This window comes from Yinghuangia sp. YIM S09857, assembly GCF_051388915.1.
GTDB lineage: Bacteria > Actinomycetota > Actinomycetes > Streptomycetales > Streptomycetaceae > Yinghuangia.
In genome coordinates this window covers 71,417-89,958 of sequence record NZ_JBPKBH010000029.1, presented here as the reverse complement: position 1 = coordinate 89,958, position 18,542 = coordinate 71,417, and the positions used below count along the sequence as shown (strand labels likewise).

Sequence of the window (18,542 nt, the reverse complement as noted above, 5' to 3'; positions counted from 1 at the left end):
CCCCCCCCCCCCCCCCCCCCCCCCCCCCCCGCCGCCAGGACTCGGACGCCGGGCGTGCGGCGCAAGCGCCGGTCCCGGCGCCGGCCCTGGCGGCGGCGCAAGCATCACCCGCTCATCACTTTGCGATCAACGATGTTGACGATGCGTCAGCAGGCTTCCAGACTCGACATATGCCAACTGAGCAGACAGCGCACGGGATTCGTGTCGAGTTCAACGACTTCGTCCTGGACCCGCACGACCCGGACCACATGTTCCGTGCTCTCGACGTGAAGGCAGATCGTGTCACGTTCGAAGATGGCGAAGCGGTGTTCTGGCTTCGTGGCGTCGAGGACTGCCGGTTCCCGATCTCTGCAATCAGCGGGATCGCTCCGTTCCCCACGCCGGAGCTGCGCGCGCTGGCCCTTGAGGAGCTCCGCAAGATGCACCCGCGGGCGTACGACCGCTGGAGTGCCGAAGAGGAGGCGCGGCTGACCGAAGGGTTCAAATGCGGAGAGACGCAAGCGGAACTGGCACGCCAACACCAGCGACAGCCGGGGGCCATCCGGTCGCGGCTGATCAAACTGGGGCTCATTGACGAAGCAGCGAAGAGCCAGCCCATCCCCGAACAAGCACAGTCACCGGAAGCGAGTCCAACGGCACCCGAGCCCTACCGGTTCTGACCGAAGACCTTGGGGCTCTGCCCCAAACCCCGGCCCTCTCTCGGAGGGGCGGCAAGATCTCGAACGAGGGGTTCTCGGGTGGTTGGGTCCGGGGTGGTTCCCTCCTCGGTCGGTCACCGGAGGCGTACCCGGAACCCCGGAGGGGCGCAACGGCGAGCGCGAAGCGTCACGTTGTGACCGTTGCGCCCCTCCGGGAACCCGGGTCCGTGCAGGCATGCCCGACCGAGGAGGGAACCACCCCTCAGCCCCGATGTGACGTGCGTCAGCCCATGTCCACTCCATTTGACCTGCGGTTTTATCGCTACAGAGAAATCGGATGCCGAAATTCGTTATCCGATTTGGACATCAGTATGCGAGAGTGGGGCTCCCCGGCGTACGCCGGGCCGAACTCGGGAGGCCACCATGAGCGAGACCACATCTGCGCCCCAGGGCTGGACGCTCCAACCGGGCGACCGCATCGAACGCAAGGCCCTGCACCAGACCTACGGCGGGCGTACGCAGGGCGGCATCGGGCCGTCGGCGAAGACGCCGAACGTCATGGTGTTCACCGATCCGGTGGCCGGCGAAAAGCACGGCTACTACGACGACTGGATGCCTGACGGCCGCTTCCACTACAGCGGCGAGGGGCAGTACGGGGATCAGCGCATGCTTTCGGGCAACGCCTCGATCCTCAACCACGCCGCCGAGGGACGCGCGCTCCGGGTCTTCAAGGGCGCCCGCGGAACCGTCAAGTACGTCGGCGAATTCGTCGTGGACCCGGAAAACCCGTGGTACGAGGCGGACGCGCCCGAGACCAACGACGGCCCCTTGCGCAAGGTCATCGTGTTCCGGCTGCTGCCGAAGGACACGGCCCCGCAGCCGCCCACAACCCGCCTGGGCCGCCTCTTCGACGAGAGGCCCAACCAGGTCAGCGAACTCCCGCTTGAACGGAACGAGACGGAGAAGACGTTCGTGAACCCGAACGCGGAACCGTACGAGGCCGAGCGCAAGGAAGCCGCACTCGTACGCAGCTTTGCCGACCACCTCCACGCCAACGGCGCGGACACGTGTCGGCACCGCATCCTGCCGCCGGGCGAGACCCGCCCGTTGTTCACCGATGTCTCCTCAAAGCACCTCGGACTGCTGATCGAAGCCAAGGGCAGCGTCACCCGCGAGAACGTCCGCATGGCCATCGGCCAGCTCGCCGACTACGGTCGCTTCATCGAGCACACGACCAAGGCGATCCTGCTGCCGTCCAAGCCTCGGACCGACTTGCTCGACCTCGCACAGGCCGAGGGGTGCGCCGTGATCTGGCCCGAAGGGAACGGGTTCGCCAGCACCCACGACGGCATCGTCCCGTAAGCGCGGGAACCGGCCTGACATCACGGGTTGACACCAACAGGCCCGGATCGAGGTGGATCGGCCCGACCCTCAGCACCCTCGCTGCCGGCCGCCGAGGGCCGATCACCTCCCGGCCGGACGAACTCCTAAAGCGGGTGTCGCAGGTTCGAATCCTGCCTGGGGCACAGGACAGCATCAGCACCACCACAGCCCGCGACCCCTTCGGTCACGGGCTGTTCTGCGTCTCCAGACACAGCCGCCCTCTCGCCGCCGCTCCTCCCGACCGGATTACGCCGATCTCGCCGAGTCGTTCGGATGACGCGGGCAGCGATCCGGGCGGCCGTGCCGCTACCCCGGAGCGCCGAACTCCTCGTGCGCGAGAGCCCCGTGGGTGGAGCGACCGACGCGCAACCGATCCCCCAGAAGGGCCACAACGCCATCTCGCCGATGTTCCAGGTGACCCTTCGCCGCGTTGTGCGAGGTGCTCGACTGCCAACCGGGCGACCTGCTGCGCTGGGAGGCCGAGGACGACACCGGAGAATGAACGGGGCCGGCACGCCTCGTCGTCGATCCGCCTCGGCCTCGACCGACGCGGCCCCGGGGCGGCGCCGGCTCGGAAAAGCGGTTGGCCGGATGGGATTGGGTTGGCATGATCCGCGGGGCCTTTGACGGGGGGGCGCTGTGGATGTGTTCCTGTGCTCGGGGTGTGAGGTGGCCCTTACGGGTCCGGTGGCTCGGGTTGCGCTGCCTCCGCATGCGCATCAGCACTACTCCTGTGTGTTGATGCCGCGGCTTATGGAGCCCGGGACGTACGCCGTTGATCCTGAGCCCTTCGGCCCTCCGTGGCGGCACTGGGAGGAGGTCGGGGCGGAACAGGCGGCCGAACAAGGTGTGTTCGCGCCGGTGTACGCCCTGTCGTTCGGACCACGGGGTGCCGTCGTCCTGGCACCTGGAGACGTCCGCGGCACCAGGCTGATCCCCGAGCGCTGCGGCGGGTACTGCGTCGGCGTCGACGGCCGCGACGGTCCCAACCTGGCCTGCGGGGAGTGTGGGCAGGCGGTGGCGACCCTGATGGACGACCACGCGTCCTGGCTGGCGGTGTGGCTCGACCCCACGGCCGTATGCCGACGGTCCGACGCCGTCGCCGCGCCTGAGCCGGAGAGTTGGGACGCGCTGATCCGCGACCGCCCCGGAATACCCCCCGTCGAGCCCGACGGATACTGGAGCCCGGTGTGGTCCGCCGCGGTCGGCGCCGCCACGGCCCATCTGCTGGTGGCCTCGCACGGCATCCCGGTGGCGGTGCCCGACGGACTCGTCGCCCAGGCGTTCCGCCGACCGCTTCGGGCGCTGCTGCCGTCGGGTCCGCCGGGGCGCAGGTTGGCGGTCGCCGGGCCGGGGGTGCCCTTGCCGGGGGGCGCGGACATCCTCCTCGTCCCCTCCCATCCGCGGTCCGGTCAACTCTGGCAGCCGCCGGCGGGCTGGTCGGATGCCGACGCCGCCTTGGTGGCGTTGCCGTTCGATGTCTGGCTGCACATGGCTTTCCGTCTCGACCGGCCTCCGCTGCCGGCTGCGGGCAGGCTCTCGGACCGCGTGCTCATCGACGACTACACCCGGCACAAGCTCCCGGCTGTGCCGTTCGGCCTGGACGTTTCGATACTCCAGAGCACGCTCGCCCGTCTGCCCGAGGTGCGTTCCCCGTGGTTGCGGGCGGTTTACGGCCGCTTGTGGGAAAGTCGTTTTTCTGCTGAATTGTGAGTAGCGTCGGACGCACGTGCAGTAGGCACCTGGGGTGGGGATTCAGGGGTTTCCCCGATGACTTGGGCGGAGTGGGATGGGACGGTCTGGGGTGTTGCGCGGGCGGGGGCGGTCGTCCGGGGCGGTAGGCGCGGTGGAGAGGGTGCGGTCCGGGTGATTGCGGGTGGTGGGGGCTTGACTCCTATAACATGATCGGACTCAAGACGACCCCTGAGCGCCGACCTTCGCCGGGAGCTTGTGTTCCCGGCGCGGAGGTCGGCTCATTTTTGCTGGAATTTAGGAAACTCGGCCCGTTGCGTTGATAGTCAAAACAGTGTCGGCCTCACCGCGAACAGGCCGCAGACGTATGGCCGCCCTGCCCCGTGGGCCGCGCGGACCTCGGGGGGCGCTGTGGGCCGGAGTGGCCGTGGCGGCGCTCGGGTTTCTGATCGCGCTCGAAGTGGCCGCACGCCATTACGGGTCGCCGGGACCGATCACCACGCAGGCGCGGGAGATGGTCTTCGCCCCCAGTTCCGGGCCGTTGCTGTACGCCGGGCTCGCGCTCACGATGGTGGTGCTCACGTGGCGGCAGCGGTTCGTCGCGTTCGGTGCCGCGGTGGGCATCGACGTCGTTTTCTGGCTGGTGCGGTTGGCGGTCGGCGCCGAGATGAACTTCGGCAACGGCGCGCTGTGGGTGATCTGGGGATGCGCGCTCCTCGCGGTGACACGGCGCACCGGCCGCGAGCGGGTGCTGCTGCTCAAGGGCGCGGGGCTGGGGATGCTGCTGGTCGCCGGGCACGAGACCGGTGATACGTGGCTGCTCATCACGTCGATGACCCGGCCGGAGGTGCTTGACCAGTACGTGGTGACCGCCGACCACGCGCTGGGCGATCCGTCGTGGGTGGTCGGACGGCTCGTCGAGGCCACCGATCCGGTGAGTTCCGCCGTGCTCGGCGCCGTGTACGGGCAACTGCCGCTGGCGGCCGCGATCGTCGGGCTCTACCAGTTGCGGAACGTGGCCGTCGAACGCCGCTTCCCCAAGCACCACCTGGTACGCACGTTCCTCGTCATCGGCCTGATCGGTCCGGCGTTCTACATGATCTTCCCGGTGGTCGGCCCCATCTACGCCTTCGGTGCGGACGGCGGGCAATGGGCGTTCGGCAATATGTGGCCCGATTCGGCGCCGCTGTTCGGCTCGCCGCAGCCCATGGGCTTCGACGAGATCACGCCGCGGAACTGCATGCCCAGCCTGCACACGGCATGGGCCACATCGCTGTTCATCCATTCCCGCGACGGATCGCGGTTCATGCGATTCGCCGGGACGTTCTGGCTCATTGCCACGCTCACCGCCACGCTCGGATTCGGTTACCACTACGGCGTCGACCTGGTCGCGGGTGTCGTGTTCGCACTGACCGTGGAGACGGCCATGCGCGCGTTCGCCCGTGGTTGGGATCGCCGGGGAATTGTGCTGGTCGGGTACGGCACGGCGGTTTTCGCCGGGCTGTTGGTTTCCTACCGCTATCTGCCGGTGATGATGGCCGATTACCCCTGGGTGTTCGGACCGCTGCTGATTGCGGCGATGCTCTCGGTGATCCACCGCTTTGTGACGACGATGAAGGCATGGGACCTGAAGGCTGTTCCGGTGGAGGTACCGGGCCAGCGGCTTGCGGTTGCGTGAGGCCGCGGGTACGCGGCGGCGGCACACGACAAGCGCACGACGAACCGCATGGCCATGAGCAAGGCCACGAGCAACGCCATGCGTATGACGAAACGCGCGAGATCGAGTGCGGAACGCGTGAAGGTGCGACGCGTTCCGGGCGCGCCCCGCGCCGCCCCGTCCGATTTTCGTTGGATCGGACGGGGCGGGGGCTCCTACAGTGGCCGGGATGTGGCGCGGGCCCGCGAGGCGCGGCGCGCGGCCACAGGTCGTCGGGAGCGCGAGGAGCGCGGGAGCGGGAGCCGGGCAGATGCGGGTGCACTATCCACGCACGGCGCACCTGCCGTGGTCGCCCGGGGCGGCCGCGGACGATGTACGGAGCGGCGACGTCTCCGGGCTCGTCGGGCGCGAGGTCGTGGTCACGGAGAAGCTCGACGGCGAGAACACCACGCTCTACGCCGACGGCATGCACGCGCGTTCGCTGGACTCGGGGCACCACCCGTCGCGCGCGTGGATCAAGGGCCTGCACGGGCGCGTGGGTCCGGGGATTCCGGACGGCTGGCGGGTGTGCGGGGAGAACCTGTACGCGCGGCATTCCATCGCCTACGACGACCTCGAAAGCTGGTTCTACGGCTTCTCGGTCTGGGCCGGAGACGAATGCCTGGACTGGGACCGCACCGCACGCTTCCTCGCGCGCCTGGGCGTTCCGGCCCCGCCCGTGCTGTGGCGCGGCGTGTTCGACGAACGGGCCCTGCGCGCACTGCGGTTGGACCTGACGCGCCAGGAGGGGTACGTCGTCAGGACCGTCGAGGGCTTCCCCCGCGAGGAGTTCGGCGCCCGCGTCGCGAAGTGGGTGCGGCCGCGGCACGTGCAGACGGACACGCACTGGATGTACGCGGCCGTTGTCGAGAACGGCCTCGGTCCGGCCGCGGCGCTGTGGAACGTACGCTCGGGCGCCGCCGCGGACATCCCGGCGCTGCTCGCCGCGGTCGGCCTGCCGGCCGACACCCCCTATCCGGCGAAGTACGGTCCGCCGCCTGCCGATATCGAGGACGTCGTCGCGGACGCCGCGGCCCGGCTGGACGTCCTGGGGCGAACGGGCAACGCACGCCTGGCGGGTGTGCTCGCCGCGCTGCTCTACGACTCGCGGCGGGCCTGGCTGGCACCGCGCCTCGCGGAGGCGCTGGGCATGCCGCTGGCACGCCGGATCGCGGATCTGGTCGGGCTGCACACCGCGCCGCACCGGCCGTATCCCGACGACGAGCGCCGAACCGGCCTCGTACGCCTGGCGCAAGCCGCCGACCTCGGCATCCTGCACGCGGTGTCGCACGCCGTGCTCGCCGGACGCCGCGACCAGGACGCGGCCGACGCCCGCGAGCAGATCGAGTGGTCGGCGCTGCACGCCGAGGACGCGGGGTTGATGGGGCCGGCCCCGTTGGAGGGATTCCGGACCGGCTTGCGGTCCGCGTTGGGCAGCGGGTTGCCGGAGCACGCAGGGATTCGACCAACAGTCGCTGCCGCAGGGCCACTTGGCATGCCCGACCACGACGCGGCCGCCGACCGCTGTTGGGCGGAGGCGCGCGAGCTGTACGCGAAGGGCCGCATCAGCACCCCGGAGGAGGCCGTCGCCGCGACCTGGCGCTGGCGTACCGGCGAATTCCCGCGCCTGGTCCACATGGTCGGGCCGTCGGGCAGCGGCAAGAGCAGCTTCGCCGAGGCCCATGCGGCAGGACTCAGGGCCGCCGGGCAGGACGTCGCGCTGATCTCCCTCGACGACTTGCGCGAGTCCCGGGGCGCCCGCTCCGAACAGCGTGACAACAACGAGGTGTTGCGCATCGCCCTCGACCGCCTCGACCAGGCGCTCGCGAGCGGCGGCACGGCGGTGTGGGACGCCACCTCGCTCAACGCGCAACAGCGTTCCCTGGTCCACGCGGTCGCCAGGCGGCGGGACGCGCTGACCACGCACGCCGTGGTGCTGGTCGACGACGCCGAGTTGTTGCGGCGCAACGCGCGGCGGGAGCACCCCGTTCCGCACGCGGTACTGGACGGGCAGGTGCAGCGGTTCGTACCGCCGTATCCCGGGCAGGCGCACCGCACGTGGTACGTCGACGGGAACGGGTCCGTCGGCGACGTGCACGGCTCCGCCGCACCCGGACCCGCGGAAGGCCTGCTCGGCGGCGCGGCGGCGGAGGCGTGATGCGGACGAGCGAGCAGATCTACCACCAAGTGCGCTGGGACCAGCGGTTCGACCCGGCGCGTTTCGTGCTGGGTGTGAACCGGCGCGGTGCCCCGCCCAAGCGCATACCGCTTGCCGACTTCGTGCCGGGTGGTGAAATCCCCTGGCATCGCGTGTTGTTCATCGAGGCCGACGACGAAGTGGTATGGGACCGGGCCGCGGGTGTGGACCGGCTGGACGCTTCGGAGGCGGGACGCGTCCGCGAACGCCGCCTGCTGCGGGCGCCCTTCTTTGCGGCGTTGACACCGCACGTATGGGATCCGGCGATGGGGTGGGTGCCGGGGGGCGACGGCTCGTCGGGAGGCGTGGGTGCGTCGTCCGGGGCGGTCGGGTCAGGATCAACCGCGGTTGCTCCCAGCACACTTCGCGTTCTGACCTGGAACACGCTGTGGGACCGGTACGACAGCGACCGCATCTCCACCGCCCGGCGACGACCCCTGCTCATCGACGAGTTGGCGGCCGGCGGCGCTGACGTCATCGCGCTGCAAGAGGTCGAACCGGCGTTGTTGCACATGCTTGCCGACACGGACTGGGTCCGCGCGCACTACACGCTGCACCTCGACCCGGTCGAGGGCGACGAGGACGTGGAAGCCAGCGGCCTCTTGGTGCTGTCGAGGCTGCCCGTACGCGAATCCGCACAGCACATGCTCGGCCCGCACAAGGCCGTGGCGGCGGTGGTGGTCGAGACGCCGGCAGGACCGCTGGTCGTCGCCTCGACCCACCTCACGAGCGACCACAGCGAGAACGGCGCCGCGCGTCGCGACATCGAACTCACGCGCATCGCCGAGGGGTTCGCCGGTCTGGACGCCGACCTCCTGCTCGTCGGCGACTTCAACGACGGCGGTGACACCCCGGCCGCCGCACTCGGCATGCGCGACGCCTGGACGGACGCCAACGGACCGGACGACCGGACCGCCACGTTCGACCCGAAGACGAACCCGCTCGCGGCCGTGTCGTCGCTCAGCGGGCGGTCGTCCCGCCTCGACCGCGTCCTCACCCGGGTCGGGCGGGCGAGGACTACCGGCGCCGTGCTGCGCGGGAATCGTCCGGATCACGAAGGGCTCTACGTTTCGGACCATTTCGGGGTCGAAGTCGGTTTCGACTTCGGGGAACCAGGCGGCGCGGACGCTGCGGTGCTGGACGTGTCGCCCACGGCACGCACCGCCCTCGCATGGCTCCCGCCGGACGAACTGCGTCCGCAAATCCAGGAGATCCGCCGCGCGCACGATCCGCAGATCGACCGCTGGCCGCCGCACGTGAACGTGCTGTTCGGCTTCGTACCCGAGTCCGACTTCGGGCGGGCCGCCCCACTGCTGGCCGAAGCGGCGCGCGAGTGCGGGCCTTTCGGGGTACTGCTGGACGGCGTGCACACCTTCGGTCACCGCGACGACGCGACGGTGTGGCTGGATCCGGCCGCCGAGGACCCGGCATCGTGGGCCGCGCTGCGCGCCGCGCTCGAACGCCGGTTCCCGCGCTGCCGGGGACGTGCCGAGGGGTACACCCCGCACCTGACACTGGGGCGGGCAACCGACCCGCGGCGGGTGGCGGCCGAGTGTGCGGCACGGTTGGGCGGGGTGCGGGCCCGCGTCGGCGAACTCGTCCTGCTGTCGCGGCGGGGGGACGAACCGATGCGCGTGCGTGCGGTGTTGGTTTTGGGTAGCGGGGAACTACGGTGGCTTCCTGAGGAGTTCGATTCCGCCGTTGCGGTCTCGGACTTCCCGGACCACCGTCCGACCCCGCAACGCGACGCAGCCGCACGCGACGTCGCGCAACTCGTCGCGGCACGTCTCGCCGGGACCGCACCGGGGTCCGTGGTCCATATCGTCGGATCCCGCCGGATGGGCGGTCATCTCGGCGACGCGGACCTCGACCTCGTCGCCGCGATCCCGGGTGGACGCGTCGCCGCGCCGGACGGCCCGGCGGCAACGGCGGCGGCAGCAGCAGCGGCAGCGGCAGGTGTAGCGATAGCGGATGCCGAGGACGAGGCGGTGGCGCGCGTCCGCGAGCAAGCAGCCGCGCTCCCGGGGGTGTCACGAATTCGGCGGGTGACGGGGGCGCGCGTTCCCGGTTTGCGCTTCACGGTCGACGGAGCCGGCGGACTCGACGTCGACCTGGTGATCGTGCCGACCGGAGCCGTCCCGCCGTCCGAATCCCTGGTCAGGCGCTCGGAGTTGGGTGATCCGGCCGCGCTCGCGCTGAGCGCCGTGAGCGACGCGGACGCGGTCCTGACGGCGGTCGGCCGACACCGGGAGGCCTTCGTACGGCTGGTCCGACCGGTGAAGGCGTGGGCGAGAGCGCGCGGGCTGGACGCGGCACCCTTCGGAGGGTTGCCCGGCATCGCCTGGTCGGTTCTCGCGGCGCGCACCGTGTTGGACGCTGCGCGGGATGCACCTGCCGACGTGACGTCAGCCTCCGATGCGAGTGCCTTGTTGCGGCAGTTCTTCGCCTTGTGGGCGGCGTGGGACTGGCGGGATCCGATCGCCCTCAACTGGCCGCATCAGCAGCAGCCTTCGGCACCGTCGGTTCATCCACTGACACTTCTCACGCCCACCGACCCGGTACGCAACTGCGCCGAGCAAGTGACCGCCGCGGGGAGGGACTTGCTGTCGCAGGAGCTTTACCGGGCTTGGGAGTTGCTGGAATCGACGGACGGCGGCCTCCAGACAGGCACCGCGTGCCGCGAGTTGTTCGCCCCTCCCCCGCTGCACCGGCGCCACGCCTCCTGGGCGGTGGTGACCGTACGCCGCCCCGACCACGGAAACAAGGCGCACGAGTTCGACGCTCTGATGGGACGCGTACGAGGACGCATGCGCGCACTCCTCACCGCCCTCGCCGAGGCCGGTGCGACCGATGCGCAGGCGTGGCCGCGTCCGTTCGACATCGACGTCGAGACCGAGGCTGAGACCGGCCCCGTACAAGCCCGCTTCGCCATCGGACTCGGCGCCACACCTCCACCCGAGCACGACTTGGCGGCCGCCGCGAAGGCGTGGACGCGCGGGCTGCCCGGCGTGGAAGTGGCGTTCAGCGCCAACGGCGGCGTGCCGACGCTCCGCTGACCGGTTGGCCGGGCGGCCGGCTCGTGGCGGCAGGCCGCAGACCGCAATCCGACGGCTCCGCACAGCCGATAGCACAGCTAATAGCACCGGCTTCCGGCCGCCCACCCGCGAACTCCCAGCGGCCACGCCGGCAACTCACTCATCCAGCCGTCACCCGCGTTGAACCCCCCGGTCGTTCTCGTACGTGTGGAAGGCATGCGCTACCACCGGCTGGCGTGGTGCGCGCACCTACGAACCCCATGGGGGGAACTGTGGACGCACTGAACTCGGACGTCGCCCGGCGGAGGATCCTCGCGGTGTCGGCCGCGGCGGTCGGCGGCGCGGCGCTGGTCGCCTGCGGGAGCGACGACGACAAGAGCGACGCGACGGAGACCCCCGGCGGGTCCGGTGCCCAGGACACCGGCCAGACCGGCGGCGGCTCCCAGCCCTCCGGCTCCGGCGGGCAGAGCGCGACGGGCGGCGCGGGCGGCGCGGCGCTGGCCAAGACCTCGGAGATCCCGGTGGGCGGTGGCAAGATCTTCGACAAGGAGAAGGTCGTGGTCACGCAACCTACGGCCGGGACGTTCAAGGCGTTCAGCTCGGCCTGCACCCACCAGGGCTGCACGGTCGCGAACGTCTCCAACGGCACCATCAACTGCACCTGCCACGGCAGCAAGTTCTCGGCGACCGACGGCTCGGTGGAGTCCGGGCCCGCGACGAAGCCGCTCCCTGCGAAGCAGATCACCACGTCCGGGGACGAGATCACCCTTCAGTAGCAGGCGTCCGGCACGTATGCCGTTTGACGCCGCTACCCTGGTCCCGGACCCGGTCCGGCGGGAGGCTCCGCCCCGGGTCGACCGGCGCAGCAACCACCTCAGGCCCGCCTCGTGTTCGTCGCCGTCATCGCGATGATCGAACGCAGCGGCGTGCCGTTCATCCACAACGCCAGCAACTCCCGGTCCACCGGGGCGATGCGCTGCGAGTGGGCGAGATCGCGCGCGGGCGCGGTGAAGCGGCAACTCGCCACGAGAATGGCCACTTCGGCGTTGTGCACGGGCCGGGCCGTACCCACGAAACGCTGCATGTCCGGGCTGCCGACGCTGCGGTCGGGCGCATACCGCTTGCACTGGATGACCATGAACCGGCCGTCGGGGAGGCGGCCGGTCACATCCGCCCCGAGGTCCCCGGCGCCGCCGTTGACCTGCACCTGCCGACACCCGTCGCGCTCGCACAGGGCGGCGACGTGACGCTCGAAGGCCGGGCCGTCCATGGCGTCGACGACGGCCAGGGACCGGGTGATGCGGCGGCGCCGGGCGGCTTCGCCGCGAGAACCGAAGCCTTCCCGAAAGCCCTTGGCGAGCCAACGCGTACCGAGCACCACGACGACGAACGCGGCGCCGGCCACGATCCCGGCGAGCACCGTCCACGCGCGCAGGTAGCCCGCGATCGCTCCGGCCACGCAGAAGGCGATGGTGGCGTATGCGTAGAAGCGTGCCGCGGCACGACGTCCGCGCGTGGGCCGCGGCGTACGGTTCGACCCGCGGCGCTGCGCCGGTACGCGCGGCCTCCGCGCCGTACGGGAGGGCCTGTTGCCGCTTCCGCCCCTGCCGCGTGTCGGCCGCCGTGCCGTGCTCACTTGCCGCACCCCCGTGTTTGCCCCGTTCCGCGCTCCGGCCTCCGGCCGCGAAACCACCAGTCACCGGCCGGACCGCCGACGCTACCCCAGCACCCCGCGCGCGGGGAGGCACACACCGCGCGATACCTGGTTGCAAACCACAGCGGACTTCGTCGTATCCTTGATCCGGTTCGGGGCGATTAGCTCAGCGGGAGAGCACTTCGTTCACACCGAAGGGGTCACTGGTTCGATCCCAGTATCGCCCACTCGAACGATGGACGACCCGTGTCCGCAGAGAGCGCGGAGCGGGTCGTTCTCGTCCCTCTTATTGCGGCTTCGCCGCGGCGGGGGCTTCGCCACCCGCACCCCCGAGGACCTTTCCCGTCCCGGGGTGGCTCGCCTTCGGCATCGCGGGTGGGGTGGGCTCGCCTTCGGCATCGCGCTCGCCTGCGGCTTCGTTCTTGGGGGCTCGCCTTCGGCTTCGCGGGGGTACTGGCCTTGGGTGGTGGTCTCCTCGGTGATCGGCTCGATCCGACTTGATGCGGCGTTGCGACTGCGGCTCGGGCGCTCGCGTTCACCGTCCCTCGGTGCCCAACTACTTGCCGAAGTCTGGTATCCGTGCGCGATCCGTGCTTCCGTACGCCGCATGGACGCCACCGCAACCAGCAGCACGCGCCCCTCGCTCGACCTTTTGGACGGCGAGTTCTACGCGCGCGACCCGTACCCCGTCTTCGCGTGGTTCCGCGACCACGAGCCGGTCGCCTGGGACGCGGGCAACGAACTGTGGGGCATCTTCCGGTACGCGGACCTCAAGGACATCGAGGCCCGCAATGAGCACTTCATCAACTCGGACCGCAACAAGGGCGGTTACCGGCCCAACCTGCCCGCCGACTCGGCGATCATCGGGCTCGACAACCCGCTCCACAACCAGCGCCGCAAGCTGGTCAGCAAGTGGTTCACACCGCGCGGGGTGCGGGAGTGGGAGGCGCACGTACGCACTGTCTGCGTCGAACTCCTCGACGCGGCCATGGCGAAGGGCACCGTCGAGGTGGTGGCGGACCTCGCCTCCGTGCTGCCCGCCAAGATGATCGGTCGTCTGCTCGGCTTCCCCGAGGACCAGTGGCCGCTGCTGCGCGACTGGTCGGAGCGGACCATCGCACTCGGCGGCGGACCGCGCTACTTCACCGAGGACGGCAAGGCCGCCGCCGTGGAGTTCGCGACCGCGGGGCTCGCGCTCTACGAGGAGAAGAAGCGCTGCCCGGCCGACGACGTGATGACCACGTGGACGAAGGCGTCGGTGGACGGCGAGCCGGTGAGCGCGGCCGACGTGGTCAGCGACTGCCTGCTGCTGCTCGACGGTGGCGCGGAGACGACGCGTACGGTCATCGCCCGCACGTTCCTCAACCTGATCGAGCACGCCGACCAGTGGGACGCGCTCGACAACGGCGCCGATCTGGCGGTGGCCACCGAGGAGTTCATCCGCTACGTCACGCCCATCCACAACATGTGCCGGGTGGCCGTGGGCGACCAGCGGGTGGGTGACACGGTGATCCCGGACGGCAACCAGGTCGTACTGATGTACGGCTCGGCCAACCGCGACCCGCGCGTCTTCACCGATCCGGAGAAGTTCGACGTCACGCGCACGCCGAACGACCACATCACGTTCGGCTTCGGCACGCATTTCTGCCTGGGCGCCCCGCTGGCGCGGCTGGAGATCAAGATCTTCTTCGAGGAACTGCTGCGCCGCGTACGAGCGATCCGGCTCACCCCGGGCACCGAGGTCGTGGACATGCCGAACGCCTTCGTGCACGGGATCCGCGAGGCGTACATCGACCTGATTCCGCGCTGAGCGGCGGGTCCTGCGACTCCGGAACGGCGGCTCCCGACAGGGTGATCCGCGACGGCACCTGAAGCACGCCGCGGATCCCCGTCGGGTGGCCCCTGGAGGAGTCCCCTTACGGCCAGGATCACGAGCGCACATATCCTGGCCGTTATCCCAACGTGAACGAGCTGTTACGCAACGCGCACGGCTTCGGTCGGGGGTTGTGCGCACGCAGGACCGGACCCGTGCGCGGTCCGGTCCGATCGGCCTCAGCCCAGCTTCATGAGTTCCACGCGCGTGCCGTCCGGGTCGGCCAGGAAGACCAGTTCCGCGCTGCTCTCGTCCGTCTTCATGCTGGTGCGCGTCTCGGGCAGGACCCGTCCCCCGAACGCGACCAGCCGCTCGGCCGCCGCGTCGACGTCGTCGACGATGAAGCTCAGGTGCGTCAGCCCGAGCTGGTTGCGCTGGGCGGACGGCACGCCGGTGGTGCCCGGCGACGCGTAGTGCAGCAGTTCGACCATCAGCGTGCCCTTGGCGATCATCTGCGACTTCAGCCGCACGTCCCCCGGCACCTCCAGGGCCGCGGCGGCCTCGTTGCCGATCTCGTACGCGATGACCGGCGCGAAGCCCAGCCCCTCGCAGTAGAAGCGCAGCGCGCGGTCGAGATCCGAGACGCACAGGCCGATGTGCGAGACGGCGTACGCGTCGCCGTTCTCCGGTGCGGACGGCGTGGCGGTGGCATCGGACATGCGTACTCCCTGGGCAGGACGTTCAGGCTGACGATCCGTCAGCTATGCGCGCACGCTAACAACGGCTGCGCGAACCTTCGAGACCCACGCGCGGGGTTGGTGCTCACCGGGATTCGGGAGGACCATCGTATTAATCGGTTGATAACCCAACAAACCGGCCGCGTGTGGGAGCGGAGCCCGCGCGGGAGGGAGGCTGCGATGAAACTCCACGACGAAATGCCGGTGGACCACCGGCTCGCCCGGGTGTACCGGTTCGGCGCCGGCGCCGTGGGGTTGTTCCTGCTGGTCTTCGGCATCCTGGGACTGGTCGACAGCATCGATTTCTTCGGCGACACCGGCGAGAACGTCGCCGGGCTGTCCACGAACGGCGCGCTGAGTGTGCTCTCGGTCGTCATCGGCCTCGTGCTTCTCGCGGGCGCGTTCCGGGGCGGCAATTTCGCATCCACGCTGAACATCGTGCTGGGCATCGGGTTCCTGCTGAGCGGCTTCGTGAACCTCGCGCTGATCGGCAAGGACGCGAACGTCCTCGGGTTCGGCATGTCGAACGTGATCTTCAGCTTCGCGGTCGGCCTGGTCCTCATGACCTTCGGCATGTACGGCCGCGTCGGCAGCGCGCTCCCGCACGACAACCCCTACTGGCGGGCCCGCAACACGCACCAGGCCGCGCTGGAGGACGCCGCTCGGCGCGCGAAGGACCGGGGGTTGCCGGGCGGGCGTGCACCGGCGCACTGACGGCGGGCGGCTCGACCACGGCCCCACGGCCTCCTGACGACGGGCACGGCCCGCGGACGGCCCGCTGACGCCCGACCGTCCCCGCAGTGGAAGATGGCCTCCGACACCGCCCCGCGCCGACCGGCGCGACGGCGACCGTACGAGGAGGCCCCATGCCCCTGCCCCTGCCCCTGGCCGGGGTGACCGTCGTCGCCCTGGAGCAGGCGGTCGCGGCCCCGTTCGCCACCCGGCAGCTCGCCGACCTCGGCGCGCGCGTCATCAAGGTGGAGCGGCCGGGCGAGGGTGACTTCGCGCGGTCGTACGACAGCGTGGTGCTGGGCCAGTCGAGCCATTTCGTGTGGCTCAACCGGGGCAAGGAGTCGATCGCCCTCGACCTCAAGGACGAGCGGGAGGGCGGCGACCGGGCGGTTCTCGACCGGCTCCTCGAACGGGCCGACGTCTTCGTGCAGAACCTCGCGCCGGGCGCGGCGGAGCGGCTCGGCCTGGGCGCCGAGGCGTTGGCGGCGCGGCACGGGCGGTTGATCGTGTGCGGCATCTCCGGATACGGCACGAGCGGGCCGTACCGCGACAAGAAGGCGTACGACCTCCTCGTCCAGTGCGAGGCCGGGCTGCCCTCGATCACCGGCGGCCCGGACGATCCCGCCAAGGCCGGGATCGCGGTCGCGGACATCGCCGCCGGGATGTACGCGTTCACCGGCGTGCTGACGGCGCTCTACGAGCGCGAACGCACCGGGCGCGGCGGGCGGTTCGAGGTCTCGATGCTGGAGGCGCTCGGCGAGTGGATGGGCTTCCCGTACTACTGGTCGCAGTACGGGGGCGTTCCGCCGATGCGCAGCGGCGCCCGGCACGCGACGATCGCGCCGTACGGCCCGTTCACCGCGGGCGACGGCGGGAGCGTGTTCCTCGCCGTGCAGAACCAGCGCGAGTGGGGCGTGCTGTGCCGCGACGTGCTGGACCGCCCCGACCTGGAGAAGGACGAGCGGTACGCGACCAACCCCGACCGCCTGGCCCACCGGGCCGCGCTCGACGAGGAAATCACCGCAGCGTTCCGGCCACTGACGGCTGACCAGGTGATCGAACGGCTGGACGGCGCGGCCATCGCCAATGCGCTGCTGCGCGACATGGCGGAGTTCGCCGCGCACCCGCAGCTCGCCGCCCGCGACCGCTGGCGCGAAGTCGACTCCCCCGGCGGGCCGTTGCGCGCGTTGCTGCCACCGGTGACGGTGCCGGGGCGGGAGCCGGCGATGGGCGCGATCCCGGCGGTGGACGAGCACGGGGCGAGGATCCGGGCCGAGTTGGGGCTGTGAACGGCCGTGGGCCCCGCGCCGGTTGGCGCGGGGCCCGGGTTTCCTCACCTGCGGCTGTCGTAACGGACTGCTGCTCCGGGCCTCCCCATTGACGGTCAGTGGCCCGAACCGCCCTCCTCCCGTGCCTTCTTCGGCATCATGAAGGCCGCGCACCAGGTGATGGCCAGGACTCCGGCCATCACCAGGAGCGAGTTGGTGATGCCGTCCGTGAAGCCGTCCTGGACGCTCGCGGCCGCGCCGCCGTCGGCGTAGTGGAAGAAGAGCGTCCCGAACGCCGCGACGCCCACCGCACCGCCGAGTTGCTGCACCGCGTTGAGCACGCCGGACGCCGAACCGGTCTCCTCGAAGGACACCCCGGCGATCGCGATGTCGAAGAACGGCGCCATGATCAGGCCGAATCCGAGGCCGGTCAGGGCGAGCGCGGGGGTCAGGCCCCAGCCCGAGACGCCGGCGGGGTCGTGGTCGATCGTGTACCAGACGGCGAGCACGCCGAGGACCTGCACGACCAGTCCGGCGTGGATGACCCGGCGGCCGAACCTCGGGGCGAGCAGGCCGCCGGAGAGGCCCGCGCCGACGGTGCAGGCCAGCGACCACGGGATGAGCGCGACCGCGGTGTCCGACGCGCTCCAGCCGTGCCCGGCTTGCAGGTACACGGTCACGATCAGCATGAACGCCACCATGGTGCTGAAGAACAGCAGGCCGACGGCGAGCGCGCTGGTGAAGGCGCGGTTCCGGAACAGGCTGAGCTCGACGAGCGTGGAGGCACCGCCCGCACGGCGCCGCCGCTCGTGCCACACGAACAGCGCGAAGACCGGGAGTGCGGCGGCCATCGACACGAACGTCCAGGAGGGCCAACCGGATTCGCGACCCTGCACGAGCGGCAGGATGACCAGGACCATCGCCGCGCTGAGCAGCACCATGCCGGCCATGTCGAGAGTGACCGTGCGCCGCGCGTCGACGCGGTCCCGCGGCAGCAGGCGCAGCCCGGCCGCGAAGGCGGCGATGCCGATGGGGATGTTGACGAAGAAGATGGCCCGCCAGTCGGTGCCGAACAGGTCGGCGTCGACCAGGAATCCGCCGATGATCGGGCCCGCGACCGCGCCCAGGCCCATGACCGGGCCGAAGATGCCGAAGGCGGCGGCCAGTTCGCCGGGCGGGAACATGTCGCGCAGCAGCCCGAGGCCCTGCGGCACCATCATCGCCGCGGCGACGCCTTGCAGGGCGCGGTACGCGATCAGCGTCTCGGGTGAGGCCGCCAGTCCGCACAGCAGCGAGGTGGCGGCGAAGGCCGCGGTGCCGATCAGGAACATCCGGCGCCGCCCGAACATGTCGCCCAGGCGCGCGCCGGTGATGAGCAGCATCGCGAACGCCAGGGTGTACGCCGCGGACATCCACTGGAGCTGGCTGTAGCTTCCGCCGAGCGCGGATTCGATGCGCGGACCCGCGACGCTGGTGATGGTGCTGTCCAGCAGGTCCATCAGCTCGGCGCCGAGGATCACGAAGAGGGCCATCCAGCGCCACTTGTACGGGGTCCCGCGCGGTGGCCCCTCGCCGTCGGCGGCGTCGGGCACCCGCGGTGCGGCGGCGGTCACGTCGGTGGTGGTCACGGAATCCCCCTGGGGAAGCGGTTTCGAGAGCCGGCTCGAACGTCGTTCGCCTGACGAACACCGTTCGTT

General features: G+C 70.7%; 13 protein-coding genes, 1 tRNA gene and 1 pseudogene. 12 read left to right on the top strand and 3 right to left on the bottom strand.

Annotated elements, in window-relative coordinates; genetic code table 11:
• The first annotated feature begins 170 nt into the window (after positions 1–170).
• From ACRX5S_RS38040 to ACRX5S_RS38005, 8 genes and pseudogenes are all read left to right on the top strand, one after another.
• The gene (locus ACRX5S_RS38040) at positions 171–659 is read left to right on the top strand and encodes a hypothetical protein (RefSeq protein ID WP_436777834.1); all 489 of its coding nucleotides are present in this window, start codon (positions 171–173) and stop codon (positions 657–659) included.
• Positions 660–1,061: 402 nt separating this feature from the next.
• The gene (locus ACRX5S_RS38035; protein ID WP_436777833.1) at positions 1,062–2,000 is read left to right on the top strand and encodes a restriction endonuclease; all 939 of its coding nucleotides are present in this window, start codon (positions 1,062–1,064) and stop codon (positions 1,998–2,000) included.
• 445 nt (positions 2,001–2,445) lie between these two features.
• Positions 2,446–2,523, top strand: a pseudogene (locus tag ACRX5S_RS38030) (helix-turn-helix domain-containing protein); the annotation flags it as partial.
• A 239-nt stretch (positions 2,524–2,762) separates the two neighbouring features.
• Entirely contained in the window at positions 2,763–3,734 is a 972-nt protein-coding gene (locus ACRX5S_RS38025; protein WP_436777832.1) for a hypothetical protein, read from the top strand.
• Positions 3,735–4,080: 346 nt separating this feature from the next.
• Positions 4,081–5,391 carry a phosphatase PAP2 family protein gene (locus ACRX5S_RS38020; RefSeq protein WP_436777831.1) on the top strand — a complete coding sequence of 437 codons (1,311 nt, stop codon included), beginning with the start codon at positions 4,081–4,083 and terminating at the stop codon, positions 5,389–5,391.
• A gap of 289 nt (positions 5,392–5,680) precedes the next feature.
• Positions 5,681–7,567: an RNA ligase family protein gene (locus tag ACRX5S_RS38015; RefSeq protein ID WP_436777830.1), complete on the top strand. Its 1,887-nt coding sequence runs from the start codon at positions 5,681–5,683 to the stop codon at positions 7,565–7,567.
• Positions 7,567–10,662: a poly(A) polymerase gene (locus ACRX5S_RS38010; RefSeq protein ID WP_436777829.1), complete on the top strand. Its 3,096-nt coding sequence runs from the start codon at positions 7,567–7,569 to the stop codon at positions 10,660–10,662. Before ACRX5S_RS38015 ends, ACRX5S_RS38010 begins: the two co-directional genes overlap by 1 nt.
• Positions 10,663–10,901: 239 nt before the next feature.
• Complete coding sequence (locus tag ACRX5S_RS38005) at positions 10,902–11,417, top strand: Rieske (2Fe-2S) protein (protein WP_436777828.1); 516 nt, start codon at positions 10,902–10,904, stop codon at positions 11,415–11,417.
• Between the two features lie 98 nt (positions 11,418–11,515).
• Here ACRX5S_RS38005 and ACRX5S_RS38000 read toward each other — a convergent pair whose 3' ends face one another.
• The gene (locus ACRX5S_RS38000; RefSeq protein ID WP_436777827.1) at positions 11,516–12,100 is read right to left on the bottom strand and encodes a restriction endonuclease; all 585 of its coding nucleotides are present in this window, start codon (positions 12,098–12,100) and stop codon (positions 11,516–11,518) included.
• Positions 12,101–12,450: 350 nt separating this feature from the next.
• Between ACRX5S_RS38000 and ACRX5S_RS37995 the strand changes: the two genes are divergently transcribed.
• Positions 12,451–12,522: transfer RNA gene (locus ACRX5S_RS37995), tRNA-Val, on the top strand.
• 380 nt (positions 12,523–12,902) lie between these two features.
• The gene (locus ACRX5S_RS37990) at positions 12,903–14,105 is read left to right on the top strand and encodes a cytochrome P450 (protein WP_436777826.1); all 1,203 of its coding nucleotides are present in this window, start codon (positions 12,903–12,905) and stop codon (positions 14,103–14,105) included.
• 242 nt (positions 14,106–14,347) lie between these two features.
• Here the strand turns inward: ACRX5S_RS37990 and ACRX5S_RS37985 are convergent, their stop codons facing one another.
• Positions 14,348–14,827: a VOC family protein gene (locus tag ACRX5S_RS37985; protein WP_436777825.1), complete on the bottom strand. Its 480-nt coding sequence runs from the start codon at positions 14,825–14,827 to the stop codon at positions 14,348–14,350.
• A gap of 198 nt (positions 14,828–15,025) precedes the next feature.
• Between ACRX5S_RS37985 and ACRX5S_RS37980 the strand changes: the two genes are divergently transcribed.
• Both ACRX5S_RS37980 and ACRX5S_RS37975 read left to right on the top strand, forming a co-directional pair.
• Positions 15,026–15,559, top strand: a complete 534-nt coding sequence (locus ACRX5S_RS37980) for a DUF4383 domain-containing protein (RefSeq protein ID WP_436777824.1) — start codon at positions 15,026–15,028, stop codon at positions 15,557–15,559.
• Positions 15,560–15,711: 152 nt separating this feature from the next.
• Positions 15,712–16,866, top strand: a complete 1,155-nt coding sequence (locus tag ACRX5S_RS37975; protein ID WP_436777823.1) for a CaiB/BaiF CoA transferase family protein — start codon at positions 15,712–15,714, stop codon at positions 16,864–16,866.
• A 95-nt stretch (positions 16,867–16,961) separates the two neighbouring features.
• Here the strand turns inward: ACRX5S_RS37975 and ACRX5S_RS37970 are convergent, their stop codons facing one another.
• Positions 16,962–18,473, bottom strand: coding sequence for an MFS transporter (locus ACRX5S_RS37970; protein ID WP_436777822.1), 1,512 nt, complete (start codon positions 18,471–18,473; stop codon positions 16,962–16,964).
• Positions 18,474–18,542: the final 69 nt, after the last annotated feature.

Excerpts from the sequence above, each read along its gene's own strand:
- ACRX5S_RS37990 (WP_436777826.1), top strand. The coding sequence starts at position 12,903 with ATGGACGCCACCGCAACCAGCAGCACGCGCCCCTCGCTCGACCTTTTG.
- ACRX5S_RS38005 (WP_436777828.1), top strand. The coding sequence starts at position 10,902 with ATGGGGGGAACTGTGGACGCACTGAACTCGGACGTCGCCCGGCGGAGG.
- ACRX5S_RS38015 (WP_436777830.1), top strand. The coding sequence starts at position 5,681 with ATGCGGGTGCACTATCCACGCACGGCGCACCTGCCGTGGTCGCCCGGG.
- ACRX5S_RS38025 (WP_436777832.1), top strand. The coding sequence starts at position 2,763 with ATGCCGCGGCTTATGGAGCCCGGGACGTACGCCGTTGATCCTGAGCCC.
- ACRX5S_RS38010 (WP_436777829.1), top strand. The coding sequence starts at position 7,567 with ATGCGGACGAGCGAGCAGATCTACCACCAAGTGCGCTGGGACCAGCGG.
- ACRX5S_RS38020 (WP_436777831.1), top strand. The coding sequence starts at position 4,081 with ATGGCCGCCCTGCCCCGTGGGCCGCGCGGACCTCGGGGGGCGCTGTGG.
- ACRX5S_RS37980 (WP_436777824.1), top strand. The coding sequence starts at position 15,026 with ATGAAACTCCACGACGAAATGCCGGTGGACCACCGGCTCGCCCGGGTG.
- ACRX5S_RS37985 (WP_436777825.1), bottom strand. The coding sequence starts at position 14,827 with ATGTCCGATGCCACCGCCACGCCGTCCGCACCGGAGAACGGCGACGCG.
- ACRX5S_RS38040 (WP_436777834.1), top strand. The coding sequence starts at position 171 with ATGCCAACTGAGCAGACAGCGCACGGGATTCGTGTCGAGTTCAACGAC.
- ACRX5S_RS38035 (WP_436777833.1), top strand. The coding sequence starts at position 1,062 with ATGAGCGAGACCACATCTGCGCCCCAGGGCTGGACGCTCCAACCGGGC.
- ACRX5S_RS37975 (WP_436777823.1), top strand. The coding sequence starts at position 15,712 with ATGCCCCTGCCCCTGCCCCTGGCCGGGGTGACCGTCGTCGCCCTGGAG.